Origin of the sequence: Streptomyces sp. NPDC057424, from assembly GCF_042803315.1 — a bacterium.
In the GTDB taxonomy this organism is placed as follows: Bacteria; Actinomycetota; Actinomycetes; order Streptomycetales; family Streptomycetaceae; genus Streptomyces.
Genome location: NZ_JBHVCP010000008.1, coordinates 16,099 through 41,168 on the forward strand (window position 1 = coordinate 16,099; position 25,070 = coordinate 41,168).

The 25,070-nt window shown below is 69.4% G+C and carries 27 protein-coding genes and 5 pseudogenes; 16 read left to right on the forward strand and 16 right to left on the reverse strand.

From position 1 onward, the window contains the following. The 4 genes and pseudogenes from ACFU3E_RS09625 to ACFU3E_RS09640 form a co-directional block, all read right to left on the reverse strand. Positions 1-582: pseudogene (locus ACFU3E_RS09625) on the reverse strand (ABC transporter ATP-binding protein); the annotation flags it as partial. Between the two features lie 460 nt (positions 583-1,042). Next, positions 1,043-2,074 carry a sodium:calcium antiporter gene (locus ACFU3E_RS09630; RefSeq protein ID WP_384154650.1) on the reverse strand — a complete coding sequence of 344 codons (1,032 nt, stop codon included), beginning with the start codon at positions 2,072-2,074 and terminating at the stop codon, positions 1,043-1,045. A gap of 245 nt (positions 2,075-2,319) precedes the next feature. Further along, the gene (locus ACFU3E_RS09635; protein WP_283971195.1) at positions 2,320-2,580 is read right to left on the reverse strand and encodes a GlsB/YeaQ/YmgE family stress response membrane protein; all 261 of its coding nucleotides are present in this window, start codon (positions 2,578-2,580) and stop codon (positions 2,320-2,322) included. A 384-nt stretch (positions 2,581-2,964) separates the two neighbouring features. Continuing rightward, positions 2,965-3,875, reverse strand: a pseudogene (locus ACFU3E_RS09640) (ion transporter). A 369-nt stretch (positions 3,876-4,244) separates the two neighbouring features. Between ACFU3E_RS09640 and ACFU3E_RS09645 the strand changes: the two are divergent. Further along, a pseudogene (locus ACFU3E_RS09645) lies at positions 4,245-4,587 on the forward strand (transposase); the annotation flags it as partial. A 5-nt stretch (positions 4,588-4,592) separates the two neighbouring features. Here the strand turns inward: ACFU3E_RS09645 and ACFU3E_RS09650 are convergent. From ACFU3E_RS09650 to ACFU3E_RS09665, 4 genes are all read right to left on the reverse strand, one after another. Continuing rightward, entirely contained in the window at positions 4,593-4,796 is a 204-nt protein-coding gene (locus ACFU3E_RS09650; RefSeq protein ID WP_384154400.1) for a hypothetical protein, read from the reverse strand. A gap of 471 nt (positions 4,797-5,267) precedes the next feature. After that, complete coding sequence (locus ACFU3E_RS09655; protein ID WP_384154402.1) at positions 5,268-5,390, reverse strand: hypothetical protein; 123 nt, start codon at positions 5,388-5,390, stop codon at positions 5,268-5,270. Between the two features lie 27 nt (positions 5,391-5,417). Next, positions 5,418-6,458, reverse strand: a complete 1,041-nt coding sequence (locus tag ACFU3E_RS09660) for a hemolysin family protein (protein WP_384154404.1) — start codon at positions 6,456-6,458, stop codon at positions 5,418-5,420. Then, entirely contained in the window at positions 6,455-7,789 is a 1,335-nt protein-coding gene (locus tag ACFU3E_RS09665; RefSeq protein ID WP_384154406.1) for a hemolysin family protein, read from the reverse strand. The genes ACFU3E_RS09660 and ACFU3E_RS09665 overlap by 4 nt, the downstream gene beginning before the upstream one ends. A gap of 455 nt (positions 7,790-8,244) precedes the next feature. Here ACFU3E_RS09665 and ACFU3E_RS09670 point away from each other — a divergent pair, with 455 nt between their 5' ends. The 4 genes from ACFU3E_RS09670 to ACFU3E_RS09685 all read left to right on the forward strand — a co-directional run bounded on the left by ACFU3E_RS09670 (position 8,245) and on the right by ACFU3E_RS09685 (position 10,494). Next, on the forward strand, positions 8,245-8,466 hold the full coding sequence (locus tag ACFU3E_RS09670; protein WP_384154408.1) for a hypothetical protein: 222 nt from the start codon (positions 8,245-8,247) through the stop codon (positions 8,464-8,466). Between the two features lie 95 nt (positions 8,467-8,561). After that, positions 8,562-9,635 (forward strand): sporulation protein, encoded by a 1,074-nt coding sequence (locus ACFU3E_RS09675; RefSeq protein WP_384154652.1) that lies wholly within the window; start codon positions 8,562-8,564, stop codon positions 9,633-9,635. Positions 9,636-9,744: 109 nt separating this feature from the next. Continuing rightward, positions 9,745-10,200, forward strand: coding sequence for a tellurite resistance TerB family protein (locus tag ACFU3E_RS09680; RefSeq protein ID WP_384154410.1), 456 nt, complete (start codon positions 9,745-9,747; stop codon positions 10,198-10,200). 30 nt (positions 10,201-10,230) lie between these two features. Then, on the forward strand, positions 10,231-10,494 hold the full coding sequence (locus ACFU3E_RS09685; RefSeq protein ID WP_283971184.1) for a GlsB/YeaQ/YmgE family stress response membrane protein: 264 nt from the start codon (positions 10,231-10,233) through the stop codon (positions 10,492-10,494). An 80-nt stretch (positions 10,495-10,574) separates the two neighbouring features. On the opposite strand, the gene ACFU3E_RS09690 is transcribed toward ACFU3E_RS09685, so the two are convergent. The 3 genes from ACFU3E_RS09690 to ACFU3E_RS09700 all read right to left on the reverse strand — a co-directional run bounded on the left by ACFU3E_RS09690 (position 10,575) and on the right by ACFU3E_RS09700 (position 12,461). Then, the gene (locus tag ACFU3E_RS09690; RefSeq protein WP_384154412.1) at positions 10,575-11,504 is read right to left on the reverse strand and encodes a M56 family metallopeptidase; all 930 of its coding nucleotides are present in this window, start codon (positions 11,502-11,504) and stop codon (positions 10,575-10,577) included. A 5-nt stretch (positions 11,505-11,509) separates the two neighbouring features. Further along, on the reverse strand, positions 11,510-11,914 hold the full coding sequence (locus tag ACFU3E_RS09695; protein WP_384154414.1) for a BlaI/MecI/CopY family transcriptional regulator: 405 nt from the start codon (positions 11,912-11,914) through the stop codon (positions 11,510-11,512). Between the two features lie 139 nt (positions 11,915-12,053). Then, the gene (locus ACFU3E_RS09700) at positions 12,054-12,461 is read right to left on the reverse strand and encodes a BlaI/MecI/CopY family transcriptional regulator (RefSeq protein ID WP_384154416.1); all 408 of its coding nucleotides are present in this window, start codon (positions 12,459-12,461) and stop codon (positions 12,054-12,056) included. A gap of 287 nt (positions 12,462-12,748) precedes the next feature. Between ACFU3E_RS09700 and ACFU3E_RS09705 the strand changes: the two genes are divergently transcribed. The 7 genes from ACFU3E_RS09705 (at position 12,749) to ACFU3E_RS09735 (ending at position 17,290) form a co-directional block, all read left to right on the forward strand. Further along, the gene (locus ACFU3E_RS09705; RefSeq protein ID WP_384154654.1) at positions 12,749-14,074 is read left to right on the forward strand and encodes an LCP family protein; all 1,326 of its coding nucleotides are present in this window, start codon (positions 12,749-12,751) and stop codon (positions 14,072-14,074) included. Positions 14,075-14,228: 154 nt separating this feature from the next. Beyond that, complete coding sequence (locus ACFU3E_RS09710) at positions 14,229-14,804, forward strand: TerD family protein (RefSeq protein WP_384154418.1); 576 nt, start codon at positions 14,229-14,231, stop codon at positions 14,802-14,804. A 138-nt stretch (positions 14,805-14,942) separates the two neighbouring features. Then, on the forward strand, positions 14,943-15,659 hold the full coding sequence (locus ACFU3E_RS09715) for a hypothetical protein (RefSeq protein ID WP_384154420.1): 717 nt from the start codon (positions 14,943-14,945) through the stop codon (positions 15,657-15,659). A 174-nt stretch (positions 15,660-15,833) separates the two neighbouring features. Beyond that, positions 15,834-16,415: a TerD family protein gene (locus ACFU3E_RS09720; protein WP_384154422.1), complete on the forward strand. Its 582-nt coding sequence runs from the start codon at positions 15,834-15,836 to the stop codon at positions 16,413-16,415. Positions 16,416-16,454: 39 nt separating this feature from the next. Further along, on the forward strand, positions 16,455-16,721 hold the full coding sequence (gene tatA, locus ACFU3E_RS09725; protein WP_384154424.1) for a Sec-independent protein translocase subunit TatA: 267 nt from the start codon (positions 16,455-16,457) through the stop codon (positions 16,719-16,721). A 99-nt stretch (positions 16,722-16,820) separates the two neighbouring features. Continuing rightward, a complete protein-coding gene (locus tag ACFU3E_RS09730; protein ID WP_384154426.1) occupies positions 16,821-17,087 on the forward strand; it encodes a GlsB/YeaQ/YmgE family stress response membrane protein in 267 nt (88 codons plus the stop codon). Positions 17,088-17,131: 44 nt separating this feature from the next. After that, positions 17,132-17,290, forward strand: a complete 159-nt coding sequence (locus tag ACFU3E_RS09735) for a hypothetical protein (protein WP_384154428.1) — start codon at positions 17,132-17,134, stop codon at positions 17,288-17,290. Positions 17,291-17,476: 186 nt separating this feature from the next. On the opposite strand, the gene ACFU3E_RS09740 is transcribed toward ACFU3E_RS09735, so the two are convergent. After that, positions 17,477-18,712, reverse strand: a complete 1,236-nt coding sequence (locus ACFU3E_RS09740) for an acyltransferase family protein (RefSeq protein WP_384154430.1) — start codon at positions 18,710-18,712, stop codon at positions 17,477-17,479. A 63-nt stretch (positions 18,713-18,775) separates the two neighbouring features. Then, positions 18,776-19,165 (reverse strand): annotated as a pseudogene (locus ACFU3E_RS09745) (transposase); the annotation flags it as partial. Between the two features lie 166 nt (positions 19,166-19,331). Between ACFU3E_RS09745 and ACFU3E_RS09750 the strand changes: the two are divergent. After that, positions 19,332-19,736, forward strand: a complete 405-nt coding sequence (locus tag ACFU3E_RS09750; RefSeq protein WP_384154432.1) for a type II toxin-antitoxin system PemK/MazF family toxin — start codon at positions 19,332-19,334, stop codon at positions 19,734-19,736. Positions 19,737-20,173: 437 nt separating this feature from the next. Here ACFU3E_RS09750 and ACFU3E_RS09755 read toward each other — a convergent pair. Continuing rightward, positions 20,174-20,343, reverse strand: a pseudogene (locus ACFU3E_RS09755) (short-chain fatty acyl-CoA regulator family protein); the annotation flags it as partial. A 29-nt stretch (positions 20,344-20,372) separates the two neighbouring features. Between ACFU3E_RS09755 and ACFU3E_RS09760 the strand changes: the two are divergent. Beyond that, entirely contained in the window at positions 20,373-20,531 is a 159-nt protein-coding gene (locus ACFU3E_RS09760; RefSeq protein WP_384154434.1) for a hypothetical protein, read from the forward strand. 4 nt (positions 20,532-20,535) lie between these two features. Here ACFU3E_RS09760 and ACFU3E_RS09765 read toward each other — a convergent pair whose 3' ends face one another. Further along, positions 20,536-21,480, reverse strand: coding sequence for a helix-turn-helix domain-containing protein (locus ACFU3E_RS09765; protein WP_384154436.1), 945 nt, complete (start codon positions 21,478-21,480; stop codon positions 20,536-20,538). 251 nt (positions 21,481-21,731) lie between these two features. Between ACFU3E_RS09765 and ACFU3E_RS09770 the strand changes: the two genes are divergently transcribed. Both ACFU3E_RS09770 and ACFU3E_RS09775 read left to right on the forward strand, forming a co-directional pair. Beyond that, entirely contained in the window at positions 21,732-22,679 is a 948-nt protein-coding gene (locus ACFU3E_RS09770; protein WP_384154438.1) for an NADP-dependent oxidoreductase, read from the forward strand. Positions 22,680-22,733: 54 nt separating this feature from the next. Beyond that, a complete protein-coding gene (locus ACFU3E_RS09775; protein WP_384154440.1) occupies positions 22,734-23,234 on the forward strand; it encodes a cupin domain-containing protein in 501 nt (166 codons plus the stop codon). A 437-nt stretch (positions 23,235-23,671) separates the two neighbouring features. Here the strand turns inward: ACFU3E_RS09775 and ACFU3E_RS09780 are convergent, their stop codons facing one another. Next, entirely contained in the window at positions 23,672-24,721 is a 1,050-nt protein-coding gene (locus ACFU3E_RS09780) for a DUF6215 domain-containing protein (RefSeq protein WP_384154442.1), read from the reverse strand. Positions 24,722-25,070: the final 349 nt, after the last annotated feature.

Genomic DNA, 25,070 nt, shown 5'->3' on the forward strand with positions numbered 1-25,070 from the left:
GTGAAACTCGTTCCTCGCCTCCGGGTCCAGACCGCCGTCGGCTCGTCCAAAAACAGCACCTCGGGTCTGTCTACGATGCCGACGGCCACGTCGAAACGCCTGCGCTGGCCTCCGGACAGAGTTCCGATCCGCTTGTCCGCCTGCTCGGTCAGACCCACGGCGGCGAGGAGCTCGTCAACGTCTGACGGCCGCCGCACGAGGGCGGTGGAGTACGGCGCGTAGTACGAGCCAAGATGGGCCAGCAGTTCCCGCACCCGCCACTTGCCGTGGTCGCGCCAGGACTGCAACACGATGCCCAGGCGCGCACGCCACCGCTCGTCCCCGCCAGCTGGATCCGTACCGAGGGCGGTCACGTCACCGGCCGAGCGCATCCGGAAGCCTTCCAAGACCTCGATCGTGGTCGTCTTGCCCGCGCCGTTCGGGCCCAGCAGCAGGATGACTTCGCCTCGTCGGGCCGGGAAACCGACACCCTTCAATGCGTCCAGGCTGCGGTAGCGCATCCCAGATGCCGTACGGCGATGACCGTGTCGCTCTCTGGCGGTGGGCTGCTCCCAACCCGGATAAGGCGTGAGCGGTCGTCATCGGTGTTCCCCCGTCCGTCTCGTGATCCGTTCTCTGGGATCAGGAGCCGGAGGCCGTGCCGACGTCCGTGGTCATGGGACGTGTCTACGGCTGTGGCTGCCGTTGCCACCTGGCAGCAGCCGTTCGGGCGCTCCCGGACGAACACTTTGCCGAACGTTGAGGTATCTCATCCTGTTCCACCGACCCGGCGAACGTTCCCGGTCAGAGCACCAGGCGAGAAGAAGGACTGACTGCTAGCCAGCGCCGATGGGTCCGGGCTGCCACGCCCAGGCACCCGGACCACACCTGTCCCGAACTTTCTTCGTATCTCCTCGCGGTGCTCTGGTGCTCCTCATGGGCAACCGACCAGCATGTTCACGGCTACGCCTACCGTCGTGCCAGCAGCGCCCTCAATCACCTGCTGCACCGAGCACTGGGCGCTGGTCACATGCATCCGGGGGAAGAGGGGGGCGCTCGTCTCTCAGAGGGCGAGCACGGCAACCATGCTGGCGTAGATGGTGATCAGCAGGATGCCGTCGAAGCCGATCTTGAGCCAGCCTCGTTTCTGGCGGACGAGGAGGCCGCCGAGCAAAACAGCAGTCATGACCATCGCGCCGGTGGTAAGGAACAGCTCGTCCGGGTGCGCGGCGTGGTACAGGGATCCGCCTCGATAGGCGATGTCGCCGACCACCAGGTTGAGCGCGTCCAGGCAGTTGCCGCCGATGATGGCGGCGATGGCCAATGTGACAGCGCCACGCCGGACGGCGGCAATGGAGGTGACCGTCTCCGGCAGGGCGTTGACCAGGCCCATGAACACAGCCCCCACGAGGCCGGCACTCAGCCCTGTGTGCTCCACGATGCCCTCCGCGGCACGGGCCACCGCCCAGCCGCCGACAGCCACGAGGCCCGCCACAGCGGCGAACTCGCTCCACAGCCGCGGTGTTGAGTGAGCAGCCAGCCCTTGGACGTCTGCGTCCGGGACATCGGGAAGCGTGTCCCGGGTACGTACCGCCTGCCACATGGGTTCCCCGCGGCTGCGGATGAGGACCAGAGCGCCGAGGTAGAAGGCCACCAGAACGACGGAGGCCGGATGCAGGCTCAGGAAGGTCACGGACGGGCTGAACGTTGCCATGAGGGCGATGCCCAGCAGCCCGATGAGCAGGCAGCCGAACAGCATGTTGGAGACCGAGGCGGCGGCGTGTTCGAGGTTGACCTTTCGCAGGAAGGCGTCAGCGACGACGAGTGCCACCGTCTGCGCCGCAATACCTCCTACGGCGTTGCCGTAGGCAAGGCGCGGCTGGTCCGCGGCGGCGCTCACGGCGGTCATCACAATGCCCGAGAGAGACGTCACCAGGCCGAACAGCACCGCGCCGAAGAGGGCCTCGCCCCAGCCGGTGCGGTCGGCGAGGGTGTCACCCAGCCCTGCGAGCCGGATGCTGCACACCACGGTCACGGCCGTGGCCACGAGGAAGACTCCCACGCTCCAACTCAACGGCCACAGGTCGGTCAGCAGGGTGAGCATGGCAGCCCTTCGTCAGTGCGGTCGCGGAAGATGGTTAGCGTTCTCGTACCGGGTGGCTCTCGCTTCACACCGGCGTACCCAGGGGGCCCGCTCGCCCGCAGCGAACGGTCGGCCGCCCCAGGCGCGGGGACCGCATACCGGCCCGCCGGCGGTAACGAGCCATTGTGCGAAGTTGGGTGTGCGTGAGCCGCCCGGGAAATGCCGGGCGGCCCGAAAGAGACGCTGGTGGGCTGTGGTCAGCGGCCTTTGAGGCGTTCGACGGCGGCGACGCCGCCTGCGGCGAGCGCGATCTGGATGGCCAGCTCGATCCAGTCGATACCTCCGGTGTCGGCGACGCCCATGGCGGCGGCGATGGCGGTGCCGATCAGAGCGGCGACGATACCGACGGCGATGGTCCACAAGATGCCGGTGTGCTGGCGGCCGGGCAGGGCGAGCCGCCCCAGCACACCGATGACGGCGCCGATGATGATGGCGGTGATGATTCCGGAGATCTCCATGCGTCCCTCCCTCAAAGTCGTTGGCTGTACGAATGCCCACTGACCGATCGCTGACACAGATGTCCGGACGCCTGCCGGGCCGCGCTTCTCTTGGTGGGCGGTTCGTAAGGTGAGCGAAAGCGGAGGTTGCGGGCGCGGAAGTCCGCAGAGAGGGCGACGGCAGGGTCGGCAGATGGCTCCTCGTAGACGGACGATGGGCATCTCCCGGCTCCAGGGACCTTCGTCGGCATGTGAGCCGGGTGGGCCGAATCCGTCTGCAAAGCGTCGGATCCTCCACTGTGGGCCGGGCCGCGGTTGTGGTCGGCGGGCGGCGGTGAGGTTTCGCTCCGGTGCGGGCCTCGTCGATGTGGCGTGCAAGGTGAAGGGCCGCTTGCGGTGGCACGATCAGTGAGCGTCCAGTCGATGTGGTGGCGCGGTGGGGGCTTCCTCTTCGCGGGGCCGGGGTGTGGGCAGGGCGGCCAGTTCGGCTTCCAGGGCGTCGAGTGCTTGCCGGGCTGTTGCGATGCGCTGGTGCAGGCGTCGGGCGTCGGGTGTGGCGGGTTGTTCCTGTGGCTGGTGGTTGGTGCTTCGAGTTCGCGGGCTTCTTCGAGGGAGTTGATGACGACGCCGATGAGGAGGTTGACCAGGACGAAGGAGCCGAGCAGGACGTAGGAGGCAAAGTAGAGGATGGTCCAGCGGGAGATTTCCAGGCCCGCGCGGACGGCGTCGCCGAGGCCGTCGAGGGTGATGAGGAGGAAGAGGGTGAGAACGGCGCGGCCGAGGGAGCCGTAGTGCTCGGGGTCGTCGTCGGCGAAGAACACCCAGCCGACCATCGCATACACATACAGCAGCAGCGCCCCGACCAGCAGGAAACTCAACGTTCCTGGCAGGCTCTTGCCGACGGCCACGATCACGATCCGCAGCTGCGGCAGGAAGCGCGCCGCACGCGCCACCCTGGCCAGCCGGAGCAGCCGCAGCACGGTGGCGTTCTCGCGGGCGAAAGGCAGGAAGGCCACGGTGACGACGAGCAGGTCGAACACGTTCCACGGATCGCGGAAGAAGTCCTTGGGGCGGTCGGCGTGGGCGGCGGCCCGCAGCAGGATCTCGGCGGTGAAGGCGGCGAGGAAGACAAGCTCTGCGGCGTGAAGGGTACTGTGCCATTCATCCACGATGCTGGCGTAGGTTTCGATACCCAGCAGCGCGGCGTTGCCCCCGATGAGACAGAAGACGGCGGCGGTGAACGCCGCCGAGTCCGTGATGTGGCGGCTGCGATCGGCCAGGGCGTGCCGTAACTGCGCGGCGGTCCGTTCGGACATGGGTGATTCGCTTCCTCGCAGACCTGTTCTGGCGCTCCAACAGGTGTGGATCTTAAAGCGTGCCGGCCCCGAACCGGGTTCGCCGACCGGGATCCGAGCGCTCTCGCCCCGACCCGAGGACAAAGACCAACTGGCCGGAAGACAGGCAGCCGGGGCCAGCGGTCCCAAGGTGCGAGAGCTCACTGGTCGTCGATCACCTGCGTCGCGGGGCACAAGATCCATCATCTGCCGTTCGCACCACAACCCAGCAGACGGGGGCACGGTGTGCGGACGCGGACTCGGCGAGAGCGTCACCGCCGCATCGTCACTGGCGAACCAGGGGCCGGGTGGCCCCCAGTGGCGGTCGTCCGGCCCGTGGCGATGGCCGGCACCCAGGTGCTGCCCCTGCTGGACAAGGTTCCGGCCGTGGCAGGCGTCGTCGGCCGCCCCAGCACACCGACCCGATGCGCTTCTGGCCGACCGCGGCTACGACCACGACACATACCGCCGCCTGCTCTGGGCCCGCGGCATCCGCCCGGTCATCGCCGAACGGGGCCAGCCACACGGCTCCGGCCTCGGCATCTTCCGTTACGTCGTCGAGCGCACGATCTCCTGGCTGCACGGCTTCCGCCGCCTGCGCAGCCGCTGGGAACGACGCGACGACATCCACGAAGCCTTCCTCGGCCTCGCCACCTGCCTGATCACCCACCGCCACGTCCAACGCCTTTGTTAGGACCTCTACGGAGACGGCATCGGCACCTCGTCGACCTGTACGGGCAGGACGGCGGCCACCGGCATCGCCCACCACGCCACCAGCGCAGTCCGGCTGCGCCCACCCGCAACCGACCAGGCCGGGACCCCCGCCATACGGCAGGAGCCGACCGCGCTCACACTCGCGTTCAGCCGCAACGGTGTGCGCAGCGGGGCGGGTCCTGTCGTCAATCACCCCGGCATGGCGTTGCTCAGGCCGACGTGCTCGGCCGGAACGCGGCGGCGCTGCCGGGACCGGCCGTCCTAGGCGAGCATCGGCCGCTTCAGGTCGGGTTGCAGCACCTGTCCCAGCAGCGGCGGTCCCAGGATGCGGCAAAGCATCTGGAGGGTGCCCGCTCCTCGTCCGGGCCGCTTGCCCCTGCGCGGTGTTCGCGGGCGAGCCGGTCCCGTTCGACGCGAGCGTCCCTGAATGGCCGGTTAGAGAGTGCGGCGTTCACCTCGCTGTCCTGCAGCGAGACGTGCGGCAGGTAGCCGTGCAGCACTGGGCCGGGCCGAACAGGCCACGCCAAGATCTCGCCGAGCGAGGCCATCAGGTCCGAGGAGCCCTCGCTGGTCCCATGCGGCGTGTCGGCGATACGCACTCCTGTACGGCCTGACGGGGGTCGCCGACGCGCAGGTCCCGCTTGGGGCCGGACCGCCGGATCACCAGGACGGGCGAGAGCCCTCGACGGCTCGGGTCGAGACGGCTTCGCAGCGCTGCCCGGCGAAGAGTTCGGGCGCGGCCCTGCGCAGCCGCGCCCGCCCGGTCGGGGGCGTCGATGCCACAGCGTCCAGCCTGGCAGGCTGTCCGCCTCAGCTGGCGGCCAGCTCAGACGGCCCCGAGGGGCTAGGGCCGACCAGTTCCTCCAGGACGTCTTCCATGGTGACGAAGCCGATGACGGTGCCCTTCTTTCCGGTGACGGCCGCCAGGTGGGTTCCGGCGGCGCGCATGGCGGTCATGGTGTCGTCCAGCGGGGTGTCGATCTCGACCTGGATGACCGGGTGCAGCGCGCTGCGTGGGAAGGGCCGGGTGCGGTCGGTGGCGCCCAGGGCGTCCTTGATGTGGAGATAACCCAGCACCTCGTCGGCTGGGCCGGTGACCGGCAGGCGGGAGAACCCGGCAGCCGCGGCGGCGCGTTCCAGCTGCTGCGGAGTGGTCTCGTGGCCCACGGTGACCGTCTTGTTCAGCGGCACCATCACCTCTCCGACCGGGCGGGTGCCCAGTTCGAGTGCGTCCTGGAGGCGTTCGACGTCGGCGGGGTCCAGTAGTCCGGCCTCGCTGGAGTCCTTGACCAGACGGGCGAGTTCGTCGTCGGTGAAGACGGAGGCGACCTCGTCCTTCGGCTCGACCTTCAAAAGCCGCAGCAGTGTGTTGGCGAAGGCGTTGATGCCGAAGATGACCGGCTTGAGGGCACGGGTGAGGGCGACCAGCGGCGGGCCGAGCAGCAGCGCGGTCGGCGCCGGTGCGGCGAGGGCGATGTTCTTCGGCACCATCTCGCCGATGAGCATGTGCAGATAGGTCGCTGCGGTGAGCGCGATGACGAAGGCGATCGGGTGGATCAGCGCCTCGGGCACACCGATGGCGTGGAAGGGCGGTTCCAGCAGGTGGGCGATGGCGGGTTCGGCGACCGCGCCCAGCACCAGGGAGGAGACGGTGATGCCGAGCTGGGCGGTGGCCATCAGCGCGGACAGGTGCTCGATGCCCCACAGGGTGCTCTTTGCCCGCCGGTTTCCCTTGAGCGCGGCCGGTTCGATCTGGCTGCGCCGTACCGAGATCAGGGCGAACTCGGCGCCGACGAAGAACGCGTTGGTGATCAGAGTGAGCGCGCCGATCAGCAGCTGGATCGTGGTCATCGGGCATCCTCCGTGCTGTGCTGGGCGGCGGCCGGGGCGGTGATGCGGACCCGGTCGGCCCGGTGGTGCTCGATGTTCAGGACGGCCAGCTGCCAGCCGTCCACGTCGATGCGGTCGGTCAGGGCCGGGATGCGCTCCAGGTGGGTGGCGAGCAGGCCGGCCAGGGTCTCGTACGGACCTTCCGGGGCCGCGAAGCCGATCTCCTTGAGCTCGTCCAGGCGAACGCTGCCGTCGGCCTCCCACACCGGCCGGCCGTCCGGGGACGGGGCGACGGCCATCAGGTCGGGCTGCTCGTGCGGGTCATGCTCGTCACGGACCTCGCCGACGACCTCCTCGACGATGTCCTCGACCGTGGCGACGCCCGCGGTGCCGCCGTACTCGTCGATGATCACGGCCATGGTGCGGGACGCGCGCAGCCGGCCCAGCAGCTTGTCGACCGGCAGCGAGTGGGGCACCAGCAGCGGCTCGGTGGCCAAGCCGGTGACCGCCGTGACGGCCCGCTTGTCCTCCTCCAGGGCGAGGACGTCGCGGATGTGGACCGTTCCGATGACCTCGTCCAGGCTGTCGCGGTAGACGGGGAAGCGGGACAGGCCGGTGGCCAGCGTGAGGTTCGCCGCGTCCGTCGCGGTGGCGTGGGCCTGAAGGGCCTGCACGTCCACGCGGGGGGTCATGACGTTCTCGGCGGTCAGCTCGGACAGGTGCAGGGTGCGCACGAACAGCTCGGCCGCATCCGCCTCGATCGCCCCCTGGCGGGCGGAGTGCTGGGCGAGTGCGACCAGTTCCTCCGGGGTGCGGGCGGAGGCGAGCTCTTCCTGTGGTTCCAGGCCGAAGCGGCGCACCAGTCGGTTCGCGGTGTTGTTGAGGTGCCGGATCAGCGGGGCGAACGCGGCGGTGAAGCCGCGCTGCGGGCCGGCCACCGCCTTGGCCACGGCCAGCGGGCTGGAGATCGCCCAGTTCTTCGGGACCAGCTCACCGATCACCATCAGCACCACCGTGGCGATCGTGACGCCCAGCAGGGTCGAGACGGTGGAGACCGCACCGGCCGGCAGGCCGACAGCTTCCAGCGGGCCGCGCAGCAGGGTGGCGAGCGAGGGCTCGGCGAGCATGCCGATCACCAGCGAGGTCACCGTGATGCCCAGCTGTGCACCGGAGAGCTGGAACGTCAGGGTGCGCACGGCCTTCAGGGCGCCCTCGGCACCGCGCTCACCGGCCGCGGCGGCGCGCTCCAGCTCACCGCGCTCGATGGTGGTCAGGGAGAACTCGGCCGCGACGAACACCGCACACGCCAAGGTCAGGGCCAGGGCCAGGAGCAGCAGCAGGACTTCGGTCACCGTGCCACCCCCGATCCCTCACGTATGCGCGACGGGCGGGCAATGGCACGGCTGGGACTGGGAGGTTCACCCATGGCGGGTCTGCTGCTCCTTCTTGGCTCATCGGATCGGGCGGATCCTGGCGTGATTCGGTAAGGCATCTGCGACTAGGGCCAGACCCCCATGGTAAAGGGGAGGCAAAGTCGCCTTGCGGGGGCGGCTTCCACCATCCGCACGGGTGGTTTTCGGACGTTCCGCCGGGATGCCGTCTCTGCGGGGTGCCTCCCCTCTATGCTTCTACATGCGTGTAGATAACGCGAGGGGCCGCCCGGATGTTCCCGGCTGCCCTGTGGGCGACGGGCAGGTACGGGAGGGGGACGCGCACCGGTTTGAGCAGGACCATATCCGCCGGTCACGGCCACCCCGACGGCGCGTCGTCCGGATTATCCATCGGTGTTTTCCCTGGGAGGGCTGTCGTGGCTTCGATCGACCTGGACAAGGTGCTGGACAAGGCGTGGGCGGGCAAGAGTCTGCCGGAGATCCTCACCGCGCCGGTCTCCGCGCTGAAGGGGGTCTCGGACAAAGACGGTGAACTCCTCCAGGAGGCGTTCGGCGTCAAGACGGTCGCTGATCTGGCCGAGCTGAAGTACGCGCGCTGGGCGCAGGCCCTGGCCGCACTCGACACCTCCGCCAAGTAGACCCTCTTGCGCCGGGGCGGCGGCCCCTCCCCTTCAGGGTCCGCCGCCCGGCGGGAGCACGAACCGTACGTACACATGAAGGAGTGGACGCCACGATGGTGTTCAAACGGCTGCTCGGCTCGCTCGGCGTGGGCGGACCCACGGTGGACACGGTCCTTGACCCGGGCGCGGTACTGCCCGGCGGACACCTCAGCGGGCAGGTCCACCTCAAGGGCGGCGACGCAGACTTCACGATCGAGCACATCACCCTGGAGCTGATGGCCCGCGTCGAGGCCGAGCACCACGACAGCGAGTCCGAGGGCGCGGTCGTCTTCGACCGGTTCACCGTCGGCGGCAGCTTCCGCCTCGCCGCCGACGAACTGCACAGCGTGCCCTTCAGTGTGATGCTGCCGTGGGAGACCCCCATCACCGAGCTGTACGGGCAGGGCCTGGGCATCGTGCTCGGGGTGCGCACAGAGCTGGCGGTGGCGGGCGCGAAAGACAAGGGTGACCTCGACCAGCTCGCGGTGCGCCCGCTACCCGCCCAGGAGGCGATCCTGGAGGCGCTGGGCCAGCTCGGCTTCGGCTTCAAGTCCGCGGACCTGGAGCTGGGGCGCATCGGCGGCACCGGCCAGCAGCTGCCCTTCTACCAGGAGATCGAGCTCGCCCCGGCGCCGCAGTACGCGCACCAGGTCAACGAGATCGAGGTGACCTTCCTGGCCAACCCGGGCGGCATGGAGGTGGTCCTGGAGGCCGACAAGCGCGGCGGCCTCTTCTCCGCCGGCCACGACGCGGTGTCCCGTTTCACCGTCAGCCACCACGGCGTCGAGCAGATCAACTGGAGCGCCGAAGTCGACGACTGGATCCGTCAGATGATCGAGCGCCGCGCCACCCACGGCTCTCACGCCTCGTACGAGCACGACGAGCCGCATCACAGCGGCCACTACGGCCACAGCGACCCCTACGCCGCGCACGGCAGCCACCCCCACAAGGACGACCACGGCCATGGCGGCCACCATCACGGCGACGGTCACGGTCACCGCTCCGGGCCGGGCATGGGCACCGTGGTCGCGGCCGGCGCGGCGGGGCTCGCCGTCGGCGTGGTCGGCGGCATGGTCGCGGCCGAAGTGGTCGACGAGGTGGGCGACTTCTTCGAAGGCGACGAGGAGGAAGAGGGAAGCGAGGACTGAGGAGTCCGCGCGCTCTTGCCGCCCCTGGTAGCTTCTACATTAATGTAGAAGATGTGGTGGTCCGGGCCGCACCCCGGCCTGGACAGCCCCTGAGACGTACGGAGTTGGCATGGCCCTGTGGGACCGCCTCAAGGAGTCCGCATCGACGATGCAGACCCAGCTCATGGCGAAGAAGAACGACCTCAAGTCCGGTGCCTTCCGCGACGCCAGCATGGCGATGTGTGCACTGGTCGCCGCGGCCGACGGCACCATCGACCCGTCCGAGCGCCGCAAGGTGGCCCAGCTCATCGCCACCAACGAGGTGCTGCAGAACTTCCCCGCCGAGGACCTGCAGCGCCGCTTCGACGACAACTGCAACAAGCTGGCCGCCGACTTCGACTTCGGCAAGGTCAGCGTGCTGCAGGAGGTCGCCAAGGCCAGGAAGAAGCCCGCCGAGGCACGCGCCGTGATCCAGATCGGCATCGTCATCGGCGGTGCCGACGGCGACTTCGACAAGGACGAGCAGCAGATCGTGCGCGAAGCCTGCTACGCCCTCGATCTGCCGCCCCACGAGTTCGATCTCTGAGTTGCACACGACGTACGGGAAGGGACGGCTATGGAGATCTCCGGGGTCATCAGTGCCATCGTGATCGGCGTCCTCATCGGCACGCTGGGACGGCTGGTGCTGCCGGGCCGTCAGCGCATCGGCGTGCTGTGGACGATCGGCGTCGGTATCGCCGCAGCCTTCGTCGGGACCGGTATCGCTGCGGGACTGGGGGTTGCGGACACCAAGGGCGTCGACTGGATCGAATGGCTCATCCAGATCGCACTCGCCGCCGCGGGCGTGGCCGCGCTCGAACGCTTCAAGGCCCGCACCTGACCTGTGCCGGCCGGATGGGGTGGTGCTGACGCCACCCGGCGTCAGCACCACCCCATCCGGCGTGCCCGGTGAGGGCCGGACTACATCGGGGTGGCCGCATGCAGGATGAGGAACAGCGTGACGGCCGAGTTCGCCGAGGACAGTGCCGAGACGGTGGTGCCCGCGGCGGCTGTCCAGGCGGCCAGGCCCACCGTGGTGAACACCGGCGGCCAGATCCGGATGGCGGGGGCCGGTCCAAGCAGGGCGGCCACCCGGCGCGGCACCGGACCGGAGGCCGCGAAGTGCGCGAGCGTGGCGATGGGCGCGCCCCGGGAGATCAGCGCGGACTTGCCGATCGCCAGGGCCACAGTGCGCCGGCTGCCCACAGCGGTGGCCGCCTCCTCGTCCGCCCACCGCTCCGCGCAGTACGTGACGGCGGTCCGCAGCGGGCGCAGGAACGGGTTGGCCCGTGCGGCGAGCTGCACGGTGAGCAGGAACCGGTGGTGGTGGCGGGCCAGATGGACGCGCTCGTGGGCGAACAGCGCCCGCCGCTCGGCCGAGCCGAGTCCGGCCAGCATCCCGGTGGTGGCCACGATCCGGTTCCGTCTGCCGTGCAGCGCGTAGGCGTACGGCAGTTCGTCGGGCAGCACCGCCACCGGCGTGGCCGGCAGGCCGGCAAGGGCGCGCTCGGCCCGGCGGCGTACGCGGTGGTGGCGCCACGCGGTCCGGGTACAGGCGACGAGCACCGCGATCAGGGCGGGAATGGCGGCCTTGCCCGCGACCTCGTCGTAGGGGACGGCCTCGCGGACCTCCGGGTCCGACCAGCCGTCGGGCAGAGGGTTGCCGGGCAGCTGCGCGGTGCCGACCACCATCAACAAGGCCAGGCACAGGGTGCTGCACACCGCGAGTACCCCGGCGACGGCCGACAGCAGCCAGGTCGCCGCCCTGGGGTGCAAATGCTGTTCGGCAAGACGGGCGATCGGCCAGGCCGTTAACGGCAGCACCAGCGGCAGGAAGACGAAGACCCCCATGACGGCTAGTCTTCCCCCTCGCCGGGGTCCGGGGCCAGCAGATCGCGCAGTACCTGTTCATCCCCCGGAGTCAGGCTGGTCAGGAAGCGGGCCAGGACCGCTTCCCGGTCGCTCTCGGCGTCCAAGACCTTCCGCATCCGCAAGGCGGCCAGCCCTGCCTCGTCGGCGATGGCCGTCCACTCGAACAAGCGGCCCGCCCGCCGGCGGGCGACCGCACCCTTGGCGTGCAGCCGGGTCAGGATGGTCATCACCGTGGTGTAGGCGAGGCTGCCACCGAGGCGGTCTTGGACCCAGGCCGCAGGAACCGCTCCGGGGGCCTGGTGCAGCGCGGCGAGCACCTGCGTCTCCAGCTCCCCTTGGCCGCGCCGGCGCCGGGACTGCCCGGTACCGCCCCTGTTCTGGTCCGTCATACCGTGAGCCTCCCCGTTTTCTCGCCCCGCCTGCCGCTGCGGGGGCGGTTCATCGTACTGAGTCGCCGTCTGCCCGCCCGGTCCTGTTTCCACGATGTCCACTTCCGCGAGCTGGGGGACCCTGGCCCAGCGAGTGCCATCAGCTGCCCGTTTTGGCGCTGGTGGTGGTGTCGAGTTCCAGCTGCAGCAACCGCTCTTCGTCAGGGGGGAGTTCAGCGATGAACCGGCTGAGCACGGCGCCCCGGTCGTCCTCCTGGTCGAGGATCTGGTGCATGCGCCGGGCGGCCAGCCCCGCTGCGTCGGCAACGGCCCTCCAGACATAGGAGCGCCCGTCGCGGCGGCGCACCACGGCCTGCTTGCCGTGCAGCCGCGTCAGCGTGGTCACCACCGTGGTGTAGGCGAGAGAGGGGTCGATCTGCTCGCGCACCCAGCCGGCCGTCACCGGCCCCGGCGCGCTGCCGAGGGCGGCCAGGACACTGGCCTCCAGTTCGCCCGCCCCTCTGCGGGGGCGCCCACGCAGCGGCGGTCCACCATGCTTCTCAACCACCTGCCACTCCCTTTCCGCCGCCGGACACGAGGGGGCACAGGCACGCTCCTCAGCACGCCCCTCGCACATGTTCACGAAGCCCTCTGTCCCCCTATCTTCTACGCCGTTGTAGATTCTTGACTCCGTCGGCACGGAAGCAGGGGCCGCCCGGCGGGATCACGACACAGCACAGCGAACCGCCATACCGGGCGGCACAGGGAGGCGGACACGTGGACAGGCAGCTTGGCGCATCCCGCGAACGCCGCGGGCCGGTCCGGTCACGAGGGCATCGGCGTACCAGGACCCGGCTGACCCGGCGCGGGAGGGTTCTGGTCCTGACCGGTGCCGCCCTGGCCGTACTGCTCGTCGTCGCGGGCGCAGGGGGCTACTGGCTGTACCAGCGCCTCGACAGCAACATCCAGGCCGCCGGCATCGACAACAAGATCGGCGGGGACCGTCCGGCCAACCTCAGCCCGGGCGCGAAGAACATTCTGGTGGTCGGCTCGGACAGCCGCGACGGCGACAACGCGAAGTACGGCAAGGGCCTGACCACTATGCAGTCGGACACCCTGATGGTTCTGCACATCGCCGCGAACCGGGAATGGGCCGCAGTGGTCTCTCTGCCCCGGGACTCCTGGCTGCAGATACCCGCCTGCGACCGCGGTAACGGCACCACCTCCGCGCCGCACCACTTCAAGATCAATGAGGCCTTCGCGATCGGCGGCGCCACGGGCGACATCGGCTCGGCAGCGGCCTGCACCATCAAGACCATCGAGCAGAACACCGGGCTGCGCATCGACCACTTCCTCTCGGTCGACTTCCAGGGCTTCAAGGGCATGGTCGACGCCCTGGACGGCCTAGAGGTCTGCCCCAAGCAGGCGATCCACGACACCAAGGCCCACCTGGACCTGGAGGCCGGCTGCCAGACCGTCAAGGGCGAGCAGGCACTCGGCTATGTCCGCACCCGCTACAGCGTCGGCGACGGCTCCGACATCGGACGCATCGGACGTCAGCAGGAATTCATGCAGGCCCTGGCCACCAAAGCCCAGGACAAACTGACCAGCCCCGGCGACCTGTATTCCTTCCTGGAATCGGTGACCAAGTCCCTGACCACCGACGAGGACCTCGCCGGGATCAAATCCCTCACCAGCCTCGCCTCCAGCCTCAAGGGCATACCCGAGGACCGGCTGACCTTCCTGACCGTCCCCAACTATCCACGCGAACTGGACGTCCCCGCCGACAAGGCCAACATTTCCTGGCAGTACCCCCAGGCGCACACCCTCTTCACCTCCCTCGCCAAGGACAGGGAAGTCGACAAGGACGACCTGACCGCCGCCGAGCCGGTCCCGGCCCGCGCCATCACCGTCCAGGTCCTCAACGGCACCGGCACGCCCGGCCAAGCCGCCACCGCCGCCAAGGAACTGCGTACGGCCGGCTACACCGTCACCGGCACCGGCAACGCCCCCGCGCCGGCGAAGGAGACCACCGTGACCTATCCGTCCGGCCTCGAAGAGCAGGCGAAGGCCCTGGCCGCCCGCCTGCGGACCCCCGCCACCCCCAGGCAGGACCCGCAGGCCACACCGGGAGCGGTGACCCTCACCGTCGGCCCCGGCTACCCCGGACTGCGCGGCTGACCCGGGGCCTGCATCACCGCGCCCATAGTCCGGTCGCGGCATGGACGGCCCTGACAACACTCAACGACTTCTACAGTGTTGTAGATTTCGAGGTTCAGGCACTCAGCGGCCGGGCCCCTTCGCCCGGCCCTCGGACACGGAAAAGGGATGCGACATGGGTGTGAGCCTCTCCAAGGGCGGCAATGTCTCGCTGAGCAAGGAGGCGCCGGGCCTGACCGCCGTCCTGGTCGGCCTCGGCTGGGACGTCCGCACGACCACCGGCACCGACTACGACCTCGACGCCAGCGCCCTGCTGGTCAACGAGTCCGGCAAGGTGCTTTCCGACCAGCACTTCGTCTTCTTCAACAACCTGAAGAGCCCGGACGGCTCGGTGGAGCACACCGGCGACAACCTCACCGGCGAAGGCGAGGGTGACGACGAGGTCATCAAGGTCAACCTGACCACCGTCCCCGCCGACGTCGCACGGATCGTCTTCCCCGTCTCCATCCACGACGCCGAAAACCGCGGCCAGAGCTTCGGCCAGGTCCGAGGCGCCTTCATCCGCGTCGTCAACCAGGCGGGCGCCGCCGAGATCGCCCGCTACGACCTGTCCGAGGACGCCGCCACCGAGACCGCGATGGTCTTCGGCGAGCTGTACCGCAACGGCGCGGAGTGGAAGTTCCGCGCCGTCGGTCAGGGCTACGCCTCCGGCCTGGCGGGCATCGCCGCCGACTTCGGCGTCAACGTCTGACCCACCACACGTCTGCGGGCGGGCCGGACCGTACGTCGCCCCGCCCGCAACAAGCACATCCGCTGCCACATGCCCGCCAGCGGGCCGCGCCGCCACAACACCGATACCAGCCCGCATTACACGATCGGGGGGACCTGTATGAACGAGCCCGGCCGCCTCGAAGCCGTCGATAGAACCGACTTGGAACACGCGCTGCACGTTGCGCTCAACGACCCTGACATCCGCGAGGCCTTACTGCGGTCGACCGCGCAGGTCAGCGCCGAGCAACTGCGTGCCCGGGCGCTGGCCGCAGCCGACACCATCGCCGCCGAAGCCGCTACCGAATACACCGCCGTGCTGCGGCTGCGGACCGTGGCCGATCGGGCCCCCACCAGCCGGCCCCGCCAGCCCGAGCCCGCGACCACCGGGAACGGGCTGCTGGCGGCCCTGGCCGTACTCGCTCCAGTCCTGTCCGCCGCAGCAGCGGCCATATTCCTCCTGCTCGGCTACGGGCTCCAGCTGGCCGGCGCCCAGCAGCCTCTCGCCATCGCACTGATCCGGGCAGGCTGGATCGCCGGAGCCGTGGCAGCGCTCGCCGTCGCGGCCGCAGGCACCGGACTCGTGATCACCACGGCCCGGCACCGCGCCACCTCCCGCCACCCGCAGCCCGATACCGCCTCCCTCGCCCAGGCACACGCGGCGTGGCGCCAGGCCCTGCTCGAGCGCGGACTGCTCCCCTTCCTTCGCCGCCAGTTGCACCAGCCCTCCGCCTCCGCGCCGCAGCCCCGCCCCACCTCTCCTCCCGCGCAGCGGGCCCCGAGCCCCGGCTACAGCAGCCCGGATTTCACCGGCCCCGGTCTCCCGTCCCGGGACTGACATCGCCCCACAGGCGAGACGCAGACCGAACGGGCGCCGCCTCCCCGCGCCACGCCCGCCAGGGCCAAGTGACGCCTCTGCCCGCCACCTCTACAGTGATGTAGATTTACAGGGGCTACGCCAATACGCCGCTGGGCCACCGCACTTCGGCGCCCGAGCACCAGGAGGAAACCGGTGGGAATCACGCTGACCAAGGGCCAGCAGATCAGCCTGGAGAAGACTGGCGGGCAACCGCTCAACGTCGTACGGATGGGACTGGGGTGGCAGGCGGCGCCCCGGAAGGGCCTCCTCGCCAGGCTGACCGCCCGCGAGATCGACCTCGACGCCTCGGCGGTGCTCTTCGCCGGCAAAGAACCGGTCGACGTCGTCTTCTTCCAGCACCTGGTCAGCGACGACGGCTCGGTCCGCCACACCGGCGACAACCTCGTCGGCGGCGCCGGCCAAGGCGGCGACGACGAATCGATCCTCGTCGACCTGCAGCGCCTGCCCGTGCACGTCGACCAGATCGTCTTCACGGTCAATTCCTTCACCGGGCAGACCTTCGCCGAGGTGCACAACGCCTTCTGCCGCCTCATCGACGAGAACACCGGCCAGGAACTGGCCCGCTACACCCTTTCCGGCGGCGGCCCCTACACCGCCCAGATCATGGCCAAGGTCCACCGCTCCAGCGGTGGATGGCACATGTCCGCCATCGGAGAACCGGCCAACGGCCGCACCTTCCAAGACCTGATGCCCGCCATCACCAGCCACCTCTAGCCACCCTGCCGCCCGCCACCGGGGAGAACACGGACACCCATGTTCGGCATCAGCGAACTCGCCATCATCCTCATCGTCGTCATATTGATTCTCGGCGCCAAGAAGCTCCCCGATCTCGCCCGCTCCATGGGCAAGTCGGCCCGCATCCTCAAGAGCGAGGCCAAAGCGATGAAGTCCGACCAGACGCCGAACACATCGGAGGCGGCCCCGAACGAGGCCACAGCACCGCGCACCATCCAGGCCGCCCCCGGCGACACCGCCGCTCGTCCCGCAGATCAGAGGGGCGGCGACACACCGCGGACCTGACCAGCCCGCAACCGCACCCGCCCCGGGCAAGTCCCACCCCGTACAGACCCGCCGGACCGCCATCGTCCGCCCCGCCGAATTGGAAAGCAGCGTCACGTCATGGGCATCATCAGCTGGATCATCCTCGGCCTCCTGGCCGGGGCCATCGCCAAAGCCCTTCTGCCCGGACGTGATCCGGGCGGCCTCATCGGCACCGCCCTCATCGGTATCGCCGGCGCCTTCACCGGCGGCTGGCTCTCCGCCAAGTTCCTCGACCGGCCCATACAGAACCAGTTCTTCGACCTCGCCACCTGGGGCGCGGCCATCGGCGGCTCCCTGATCCTGCTGATCGCCTACCGTCTCCTCTTCGGCAATTCCCGCGACTGACGCCCGGCCGGGGACCGTAATGCCCGGCGAAGGGGTCCGGCTCCGTGGCGTATGCCAACGGACTGCGCCTGTGCGCACAGCACTACAAACTCCTCGCCAAGGGAACCCTCGGGGTAGACGACGGCCATCGCATCCTGAGCTCGCAGCGCTTCGCCGGCCACTGCCCCGCTTTTCGCGAGCACGCCACAGCGCTCGCGGCCTGACGCTCGTCGGCCCGCAGGCGAGCACGCTCACCGCTGCCCCGACCACCGCTCCTGGCCTACCAGGGACGTCTTCCACGGCGCCCCCAAGCCCTGCGACATCGGCCTGACGGATCCTCGTAGCCTCGGTGGGCACTCACAACCCGCTAGAGCGGCCCCGTACACATGAAGGCCCTGGTCACAGGGCGGTCAACGCGCCACAGCTGCAACCGGCTCCAACCTGCGTAGGCGGAACCGCTCACGTCGCAGCAAGGGCCCTTCGATGAGGATGTACGAAGCGAGAGCGGCCACGACCGTTGCCACGATGCCGGCCGGGAGCAGCCAGTCGCCCTCCATACCAAGGTCGAAGAGCAGCCTGAGGACGGGGTAGTGCCACAGGTACATCCCGTAGCTGAGGTTTCGTCCGACCCACGCCAGCGCCGGCACCGACAGCAGACGGGAGGGCAACGCCTGCGGGCACAGGTCCATCGCGGCCACCACCACGGTCGACAGGACGGCGGCAGCGAGGAATCCGACCGTGTACCACACGGGGTTCCACCCGCTGGGTTCGCTGATCGGGACCTGCCAGGCGATCAGCCCCAGCAGCGCGAGCGCGGGCCAGCACAGCCGTCCCGCCCATCGGCGCAGCAGAGCCAGCCGCGGGTCGTCGGCGCGCAGTCGAGCCAGGACGAGGGCCAGCAGAGCCCCGACGAGCAGCTGGTCGGCGCGGGTGTCGGGGCCGTTGTAGATGCGGTGCGCCGCTGTGGGATCCCAGAGCACCATCCGCCACAGCAGCGGCAGAACACACAGCGCCGCGACCCAGCCCAGTACCCTCCGCGCCGTCATCCGCCGCAGCAGCATCAGCAACAGGAGCGGCCAGGCCAGATAGAACTGCTCCTCCACCCCCAGGGACCAGGTGTGGCTGAGCGGTGCGGTGAGGTCGGAGTATGGCCCGGGCTCCCCGGCCCGTACGAGATTGACCACCGACACCGCGGCCAGCGCGGCGGCCTTCCAAGCGCCGTCGAGCAGCGGCAGCGGGAGCGCCACGGACAGCAGGGCGGTGACTGCGCACATGACCAGCATGGCCGGCCCCAGCCGCAGCCACCGCCGCCAGTAGAACGACCCCAGGCCAATGCGCCCGGAACGGGCGTACTCGGCAACGAGCAGCCTGGTGATGACGAAGCCGCTGAGTGTGAAAAAGACATCCACCGCCACCGAGCCTCCGTGCACGGCCTCCGGCTCCAGGTGATAGACGATCACCAACATCACCGCGACCGTCCGCAATCCGTCCAGCCCCGCCACCCGCCCACCACGCAGCGCCGACGAAAAGCCCCGCCCACCACCTCTTCGCCGTTCCGCCGACAACGGGACGAGCTCCGGCGCCGCCTGCACGCCCGGACTCCGCTCCGTGTCCTCGTCTGCCGTGCCCGGGTGGGGGATGCTCATAACAGCGGCGTCTGCCCAGCCCGCTCAGAGATCACACATATTCTCATGTTCACCACCTGATCAGTCCGCCGCGGCGTGCCCGCGGCGGCCGGCGTAGACCAGATAGACGGCGATCTGGGCGTTCTCGATCCTGCCCGCGGTGCCGGTGTACTGCCGCTGAGCACCGGCAGTGTCGGTGCCCCTCTTCACGTCGCCGGTCTCGTCGACAACCAGGACTGCCTCGTCGTCGTGCAAATGCTCGACCACGTAGGCGCGCACGTCGTCGCGGACCTGGTCGGCGTCCCACTTGGCCCGCCCGAGCAGGTGCTGCATGCCGTCCGGGGTTTTGTCCCCGGCCCACTCGGCGATGGTCCACCAGTTCGTGCGCGGCAGGTCGGACAGCAGGCCGAGTACCAACTTCCGGGCCCGGCGGCGGGATTCCACCCGCGTGAACCGTCCCGCTATCCGGCTCATCAGGCCCTCGAACGCCTCCTGCCAGCGGGCAGGGTCTACGCTGTGACCTGCGGCCACCGCATGATCGTTTGTCTTCCCACACCGATGATCAACGGTGACCGCGCCCGTCTCCACAGCGCGTCAGGGTCGCGCAGCGTCTGCCTGCCGTCCTGTATTTGGAGGACTCGTGCAACGTGGCGAAGTCTGGTGGGTTCAGTTCGACGAGCGGAGGTTGGTCGTACTGCTGTCGGGAGAGGACACGTCCGGGATCCGGGTGATGCAGGTCGTCGCTCCGGCGGGCGTCGACATCAGCGGTCTGGGCATCGAAGTGATGGTGGGCGCCGGTGAAGGACTGCCGTTCGAAGGCGTGCTGCGGCTCGCGTTCCCGCGTCCAGGCTTCACCCCGTGCACGTGGCTGACCACTGTGTCCCGGGACGACCTGATAGCGAGGGAGGCCGTCCTGTCCTCCCTGAAGCTCGGCGAGATTGACGACGCCCTCCGACTCGCCGAACAAGGGCACGAGCGTACCCCGGCAACGACCGCGAAGCTCAGCGAGATACGGGACGCCCTCCGACTCGATGAACTCGGGTAGACGAAGAAGGAGCCGACGCCCGTGACGGCGTGGGCGATCTCGGGCGAGATGATCCACGCTGGCCTCGGCACCCCTCACCATCGAGATCACGATCTACGGCTGGAGTGGTGCCCGGCTCCCCCGTCAGGCGGCCACCAGGTCAGCAAGCCAGAACGCCTCCGCGCCCAATGCTGACCATTTGCTGACCCGAGCGGCTCGATCATGCCTTTGGCCTGCATAAATGCCCAGATGCTAGATCTTGGACTTGAACAGAGTGCGCAGCATTTCAGTGCTCCCGAAATTCGCTCCCTGCCTGCTTTCTGACTTTCCTGACACTCACCAGCCAAGCGCTCAAGGCCGCTCCACAGGCTTCCGCCCCACTCTCCACCATCGAGTGCGATCAGAATAGGAATCGCGGCGCCGGAAGCACAGCGAGATCCGCATCACGTCACGGCGCTCCAGCCGCCGCGGTGTCGGGTGACGCTCGCGCGGTCCACAGGTAGCGCTGGCCATCGGGCATTTCGGCGATCTGGACGTGGATGCGGCCGGGGGCCGCGAACGCCTCGTAGATGTTCCACAGCGGGCAGGCGCCGCCGGCCCGGGAGAAGTGGAAGCCGGTGGCCGACTGGCAAGCGCGGCGCCCACAGCATCGGCGGCATGGCCGCGCAGGGGCCGGACAGGGACCCGGCCGCCCACGAGGCCACTCTGGCCAGGGTCCGGCTGGACAAGGAGAGCGAGGCGGAAGACGGCTTCGAGGCTGAGCGAACCGGCGACATGGAGGGGTTCGTGGTGCTGCTCCGCGCGACGGCCGGGTGAGGCGTTACGTCAGGCGGCGTGTGAATTGCGCTGGTGTCACATGGTATTGCTTCTTGAAAGCGCGGATGAAGTGGCTGCTGTCGGTGAAATGCCAGAGTGCGGCGGCCTCGGAGACGCTGAGCTGTGATCCGGAGGCGGTGAGTGCCTCGGCCGCTTCCTCCAGGCGTCGGCGGCGGATGTAGGCGCTGAACGACTCGTCCAGACTCGCGAAGGCCCGCTGCAGGGTGCGTACGGAGACGTGCAGTTGCGCGGCGACCGTGGACGGTGACAACTCGGCGTCGGTGAGCCGGGCATCGGCGAGGCCCTTGGCCGCCTGTGCCAGCGCCGGGGTGAAGGTGGGCTCGCGGTCGTCGAAGTGGTCGAGGATCAGCCCTTCGGCGAGTTCGAGCAGGGCGTTGCGGGACGCGTGCGCCCCCGCCGGGCTGAGGTCGCTCACGGTCCGCTGCACCGTGCTGGCGTGTGCCATGAGGATCTGCGCCGCGGGCGAGGTGGCCTGGCCGGTGCGCGGTTTCCCGGCGACCAGTGGCCGCAGATCGTCGCCGGGAAAGATGAAGATGCGGGTGCCGATCACGGGGGTGGTGTGGAAGTGATTCTCCGTCACGACGTGGTGCATGAAGTAGCTGCCGGCCGAGACGTACGCGTCACCGCCCTGATCGTGCGGGTCTTGCAGGGCCACCGCACCGCGCAGCCCGACGTACAACCTGACCTGATCGTGCTCGTCCATCCCGACTGCCCGGGTGCTCACGGATGAGGACGCCCAGAGTTCGTTGACGGCGGTGTCCTCCAGGACCACCGAGCGCATCGTTCCCTGGAAGCCGTCGACGGTGGAAGCGCTGAATTCCGGCAGCGGGTACAGGTCTCCCATACGGTCGTTCCAGGTGTCGATGAACGGCTCCCACGTTCCCCGGCCGGTGCCGGCGGAGTCGGCGTCGACGGTGAACGTGCCCACTTTGCCGCCTGGCCCTAGGAAACGCGGCCTGCTCGTCATGTGCCCTCCGCCCCGATGAGGATGTCGCCGGAATCCCACCCTGTGTCGCGAAGGTACACCCGTTCTACGTACACCTGTTCATACGCTTGGTGGCGCTACGACCTCCCAGACGATCTACCGCCTGCCGGCCGTGCCCGGCGCCGCAGCACCGTGTCTTGCTTCGCGCGGGGCGCAAGGCGACCGCGACCCCGCGGGCGAAAGTGAGAAGAACCATGAAGGCAGTGCGCTTCCACCAGTACGGCGACCCCGACGTCCTGCGTCACGAGGACGTGGAGCAGCCGGTTCCCAGCGCCGGGCAGGTGCGGGTCCGTGTTGCGGCGACCTCGTTCAACCCCGTCGACGCCACCATCCGCGCCGGGTTCATGCAGGGACCGATCCCCGTGACGCTGCCGCACACACCCGGCATCGACGTCGCGGGTACGGTCGACGCGCTCGGCGAGGGCGTGACCGGCATCCGGGCCGGGGACCAGGTCATCGGCTTCCTGCCGATGGCGGGACCCGGCGCCGCCGCGGAGTATGTCCTGGCGCCGGCCGAGGCTCTGACGCCGGCGCCCAAGAGCGTCGCGCTGCCCGACGCGGCCGCGCTGCCGCTGGTCGGCCTGACCGCATGGCAGGCGCTGTTCGAGCACGCCAAGCTGACCGCCGGGCAGCGCGTGCTGATCAACGGCGCGGGCGGAGCGGTCGGCGGCTACGCCGTGCAGTTGGCCAAGCATGCCGGCGCCTACGTGATCGCCACGGCCGGACCGCACAGCAGTCGGCGCGTCACGGCCGCGGGTGCGGACGAGGTCATCGACCACACGACCGCCGACGTCGTCGCGGCGGTGAGCCGGCCGGTCGACGTCGTACTCAACCTCGCACCGGTCGAACCGGCACAACTGGACGCGCTCCCCGGTCTGATCCGCCCCGGCGGTGTCCTGGTGAACACCACGGTGTGGATGCCCGCCCCCACCGACGAGGAGCGCCGTGTACGGGGCATCGACCTGTTCGTCCGCAGCGACGCGGAGCAGCTGTCGCACTTGGTGAAGCTGATCGACGGCGGCGAGCTGCGCGTCGAGGTCGCCCGGCGGTTGCCGCTGGCCGAGCTGCCGGCCCTGCACGCCGACGCCGCCGCCGCGGGCGTACTGCCCAGTGGCAAGGTCGTCGTCACGCCCGGCGCCTGACGCCCACCCGACTCACCCGACTCACCCGACTCACCCGTGAAGGAGACGACCTCGATGATCCCCGACGACGATCCGTCCCGCTCGCTGACCGTGGCGCACCCCGACGACCCCGGCACGACGTACATCTCACTGGTGGGCAACACCTACGGCATGCTGGTCACCGGCGAGCAGACCAACGGCCGATACTGCCTGCTCGACATGCACGTCCCCGACGGCGGAGGCCCGCCGCCGCACCGGCACGACTTCGAGGAGATGTTCACCGTCCTCGAAGGCGAGGTCGAGTTCACCTTCCGCAGCGAAAAGCACACCCTGCGGGCCGGGTCCACGATCAACATCCCGGCCAACGCACCGCACAACTTCCGGAACGCTTCGGGCGTGCCGGCCCGCATGCTGTGCATGTGCACCCCCGCCGGACAGGACGAGTACTTCATGCGCATCGGCGATGTCGTCGCGGGCAAGGATGCGCCGCCGCCGCAGTTGTCGGAGAGCGAGCTCGCGGAACGCCGCCGCCGCGCGGCAGAGTTGGCCGCGACCTACCGAAGCGAGTTCCTGTAGCTCGCAGGCCCGGCAGGCACCGCACCGGTCTGCCGTGGGCCATCTCGCCCTACCTGGGAGATCGTCAAGTGCGCCAACGACATGACAGGGTTCGTGGTGCTTCCCAGACGCTGGGGGGCAGAGCGCACGTTCGCATGCTTGATGAACTCCCGCCGTCGGCCCGGGACTACGAGACGTTGCCGGCCGGCAGCGAGGCGGTGTTCCGGTGGTCGATGGTCACGCGGATGAGCCGGCGTCTGACACGGCCACGGGCCACCGGCCGGCACTGAACCCCGATATGCCTGCAGGAGGAGCCACCCGCGTTCTGCCAGGCGCCTGGCCGCCCTGGAACGCGCCTCCTCCACCTTCGCCGGCGTCGTCCCAAGGCCCAGCTCCCACCGCGATCTCCCCGGCCTTCACCTGCCCATTGCCCGCGGACCGCCGCTCCGGGCGCCTCGTCACACAGGCCGTTCGGGGATCGTCGGAAGAACCTTCTCGGCGATGCCGAGGAGAACGCTGTCGTCCGGGAGGGCTCCGGACGTGCTCCACACAGTGATGTCGTAGAAGCCGCCCCGGTCTTTCCCGTCGAGGGCCACGGTCAGCGTTCTGGCCTGTGGGCCTTGCTCGACGGGTCCGCCGGATCCGCCGCTCCCGAGATTGATCTCGATCTTCATGGTGTGATCCGAGAAGAGGACCGCGGGGCGGCCGAGGACTGAGAGCGTTCTGACGTCCGTCTCCTCACCGAACTCCATCAGTTTCACGTACTGGGCAATCGACAGCTTGTTGTACGTGGCCGAGACGTTCACGGTGTAGGTGTCGAACTGGACCTCGGCCTCCGGCCGGGCGACCTTCCCGTCGGTCAGGGGAGCGGTGTTGCTGGTGCCGGATGCCACGGTCGCGGTCTCCGCGGGCGTTCCGAGGAGTTGGGCCAGGTCGGACCTGTTGAGCGCCTTGCACAGCTCGTCGCCGGTCACAGCCTGGGCCGTACGTTCGTAGGCGCTCGGCAGTTCCTCGCCTTCGCCGCTCGGACACGAGGCGGCCTTCGGCGCGCTGTCGCTGCCGCTGTCGGAGGGCAGGAGATGCGGCCCCAGCCACAGTGCGGCCCCGAGCGCCGCGAACACGGCCACGGCCGCGACTGCCTGGCCCCACGCGTTGGGTTCCTTCTCCGTAGCCGCCGGGGTGGGACGCTGCCCCGCTGGAGCCTGCGGCTGCGGCTGCGGCGGCTGCGGTTGGGGTTGGGGTTGAGGTTGGGGTTGGGCGGCAACGTCGGACACCGCCCTGGCCGCGGAGGCCGCCGTGCTCGGGTTCCGGCGTGCGCGCAGGGCCCGGACCACCATGTGGACGCGCACCGCGGTGAACACCAGGAACGCCACGCCGATCGCGGCTGCCAGCCATTCCTCCTCGCGGAGGGCGAGATACATGATGCGTACGCCGAAAACGGATCCGACCACGATGAGCAAGGGCTCACGGACCCAGAAGGGCAGGAGACGGAGGAGTAAACCGAGCATCCGGCGATCACACCAGGGCAAGATCACATTGGCTGTGACGGAAGCCACAGTTCCGGCTCGGGACTCAACCGTGATCAAAGAGGGCGCGTGGCGCCCTCGAGCCCCGTGGGGCCGGGCTCTCCTTTCGGTGAGGACGGTCCGGTAGAGCGTCATGCGGGACTTCGGACGGTCCAAGCGGTGATCGTCTTTTCCATGCATCCGGTATCGCTGCTGAGAGGCGGCGGCATGGCAGATACGGGGTTCCCCTGTCGTACGTACGGGTCGGGCGCCGCCCGCCCCTCACTCCAGCGCCTGGTCGAGCAACTCAATGGCCAGAGCGGGGTGTTGAGGGAGGCCGGGCCGAGGCCGT

Bases quoted from the DNA above. Each gene is read 5' to 3' on its own strand.
- ACFU3E_RS09690 (WP_384154412.1), bottom strand. From the start codon at position 11,504: ATGGGGGTCTTCGTCTTCCTGCCGCTGGTGCTGCCGTTAACGGCCTGG.
- ACFU3E_RS09685 (WP_283971184.1), top strand. From the start codon at position 10,231: ATGGAGATCTCCGGGGTCATCAGTGCCATCGTGATCGGCGTCCTCATC.
- ACFU3E_RS09780 (WP_384154442.1), bottom strand. From the start codon at position 24,721: ATGCTCGGTTTACTCCTCCGTCTCCTGCCCTTCTGGGTCCGTGAGCCC.
- ACFU3E_RS09715 (WP_384154420.1), top strand. From the start codon at position 14,943: ATGAACGAGCCCGGCCGCCTCGAAGCCGTCGATAGAACCGACTTGGAA.
- ACFU3E_RS09695 (WP_384154414.1), bottom strand. From the start codon at position 11,914: ATGACGGACCAGAACAGGGGCGGTACCGGGCAGTCCCGGCGCCGGCGC.
- ACFU3E_RS09660 (WP_384154404.1), bottom strand. From the start codon at position 6,458: ATGACCACGATCCAGCTGCTGATCGGCGCGCTCACTCTGATCACCAAC.
- ACFU3E_RS09775 (WP_384154440.1), top strand. From the start codon at position 22,734: ATGATCCCCGACGACGATCCGTCCCGCTCGCTGACCGTGGCGCACCCC.
- ACFU3E_RS09710 (WP_384154418.1), top strand. From the start codon at position 14,229: ATGGGTGTGAGCCTCTCCAAGGGCGGCAATGTCTCGCTGAGCAAGGAG.
- ACFU3E_RS09730 (WP_384154426.1), top strand. From the start codon at position 16,821: ATGGGCATCATCAGCTGGATCATCCTCGGCCTCCTGGCCGGGGCCATC.
- ACFU3E_RS09635 (WP_283971195.1), bottom strand. From the start codon at position 2,580: ATGGAGATCTCCGGAATCATCACCGCCATCATCATCGGCGCCGTCATC.
- ACFU3E_RS09770 (WP_384154438.1), top strand. From the start codon at position 21,732: ATGAAGGCAGTGCGCTTCCACCAGTACGGCGACCCCGACGTCCTGCGT.
- ACFU3E_RS09675 (WP_384154652.1), top strand. From the start codon at position 8,562: ATGGTGTTCAAACGGCTGCTCGGCTCGCTCGGCGTGGGCGGACCCACG.
- ACFU3E_RS09680 (WP_384154410.1), top strand. From the start codon at position 9,745: ATGGCCCTGTGGGACCGCCTCAAGGAGTCCGCATCGACGATGCAGACC.
- ACFU3E_RS09760 (WP_384154434.1), top strand. From the start codon at position 20,373: ATGGCCGCGCAGGGGCCGGACAGGGACCCGGCCGCCCACGAGGCCACT.
- tatA (WP_384154424.1), top strand. From the start codon at position 16,455: ATGTTCGGCATCAGCGAACTCGCCATCATCCTCATCGTCGTCATATTG.
- ACFU3E_RS09740 (WP_384154430.1), bottom strand. From the start codon at position 18,712: ATGAGCATCCCCCACCCGGGCACGGCAGACGAGGACACGGAGCGGAGT.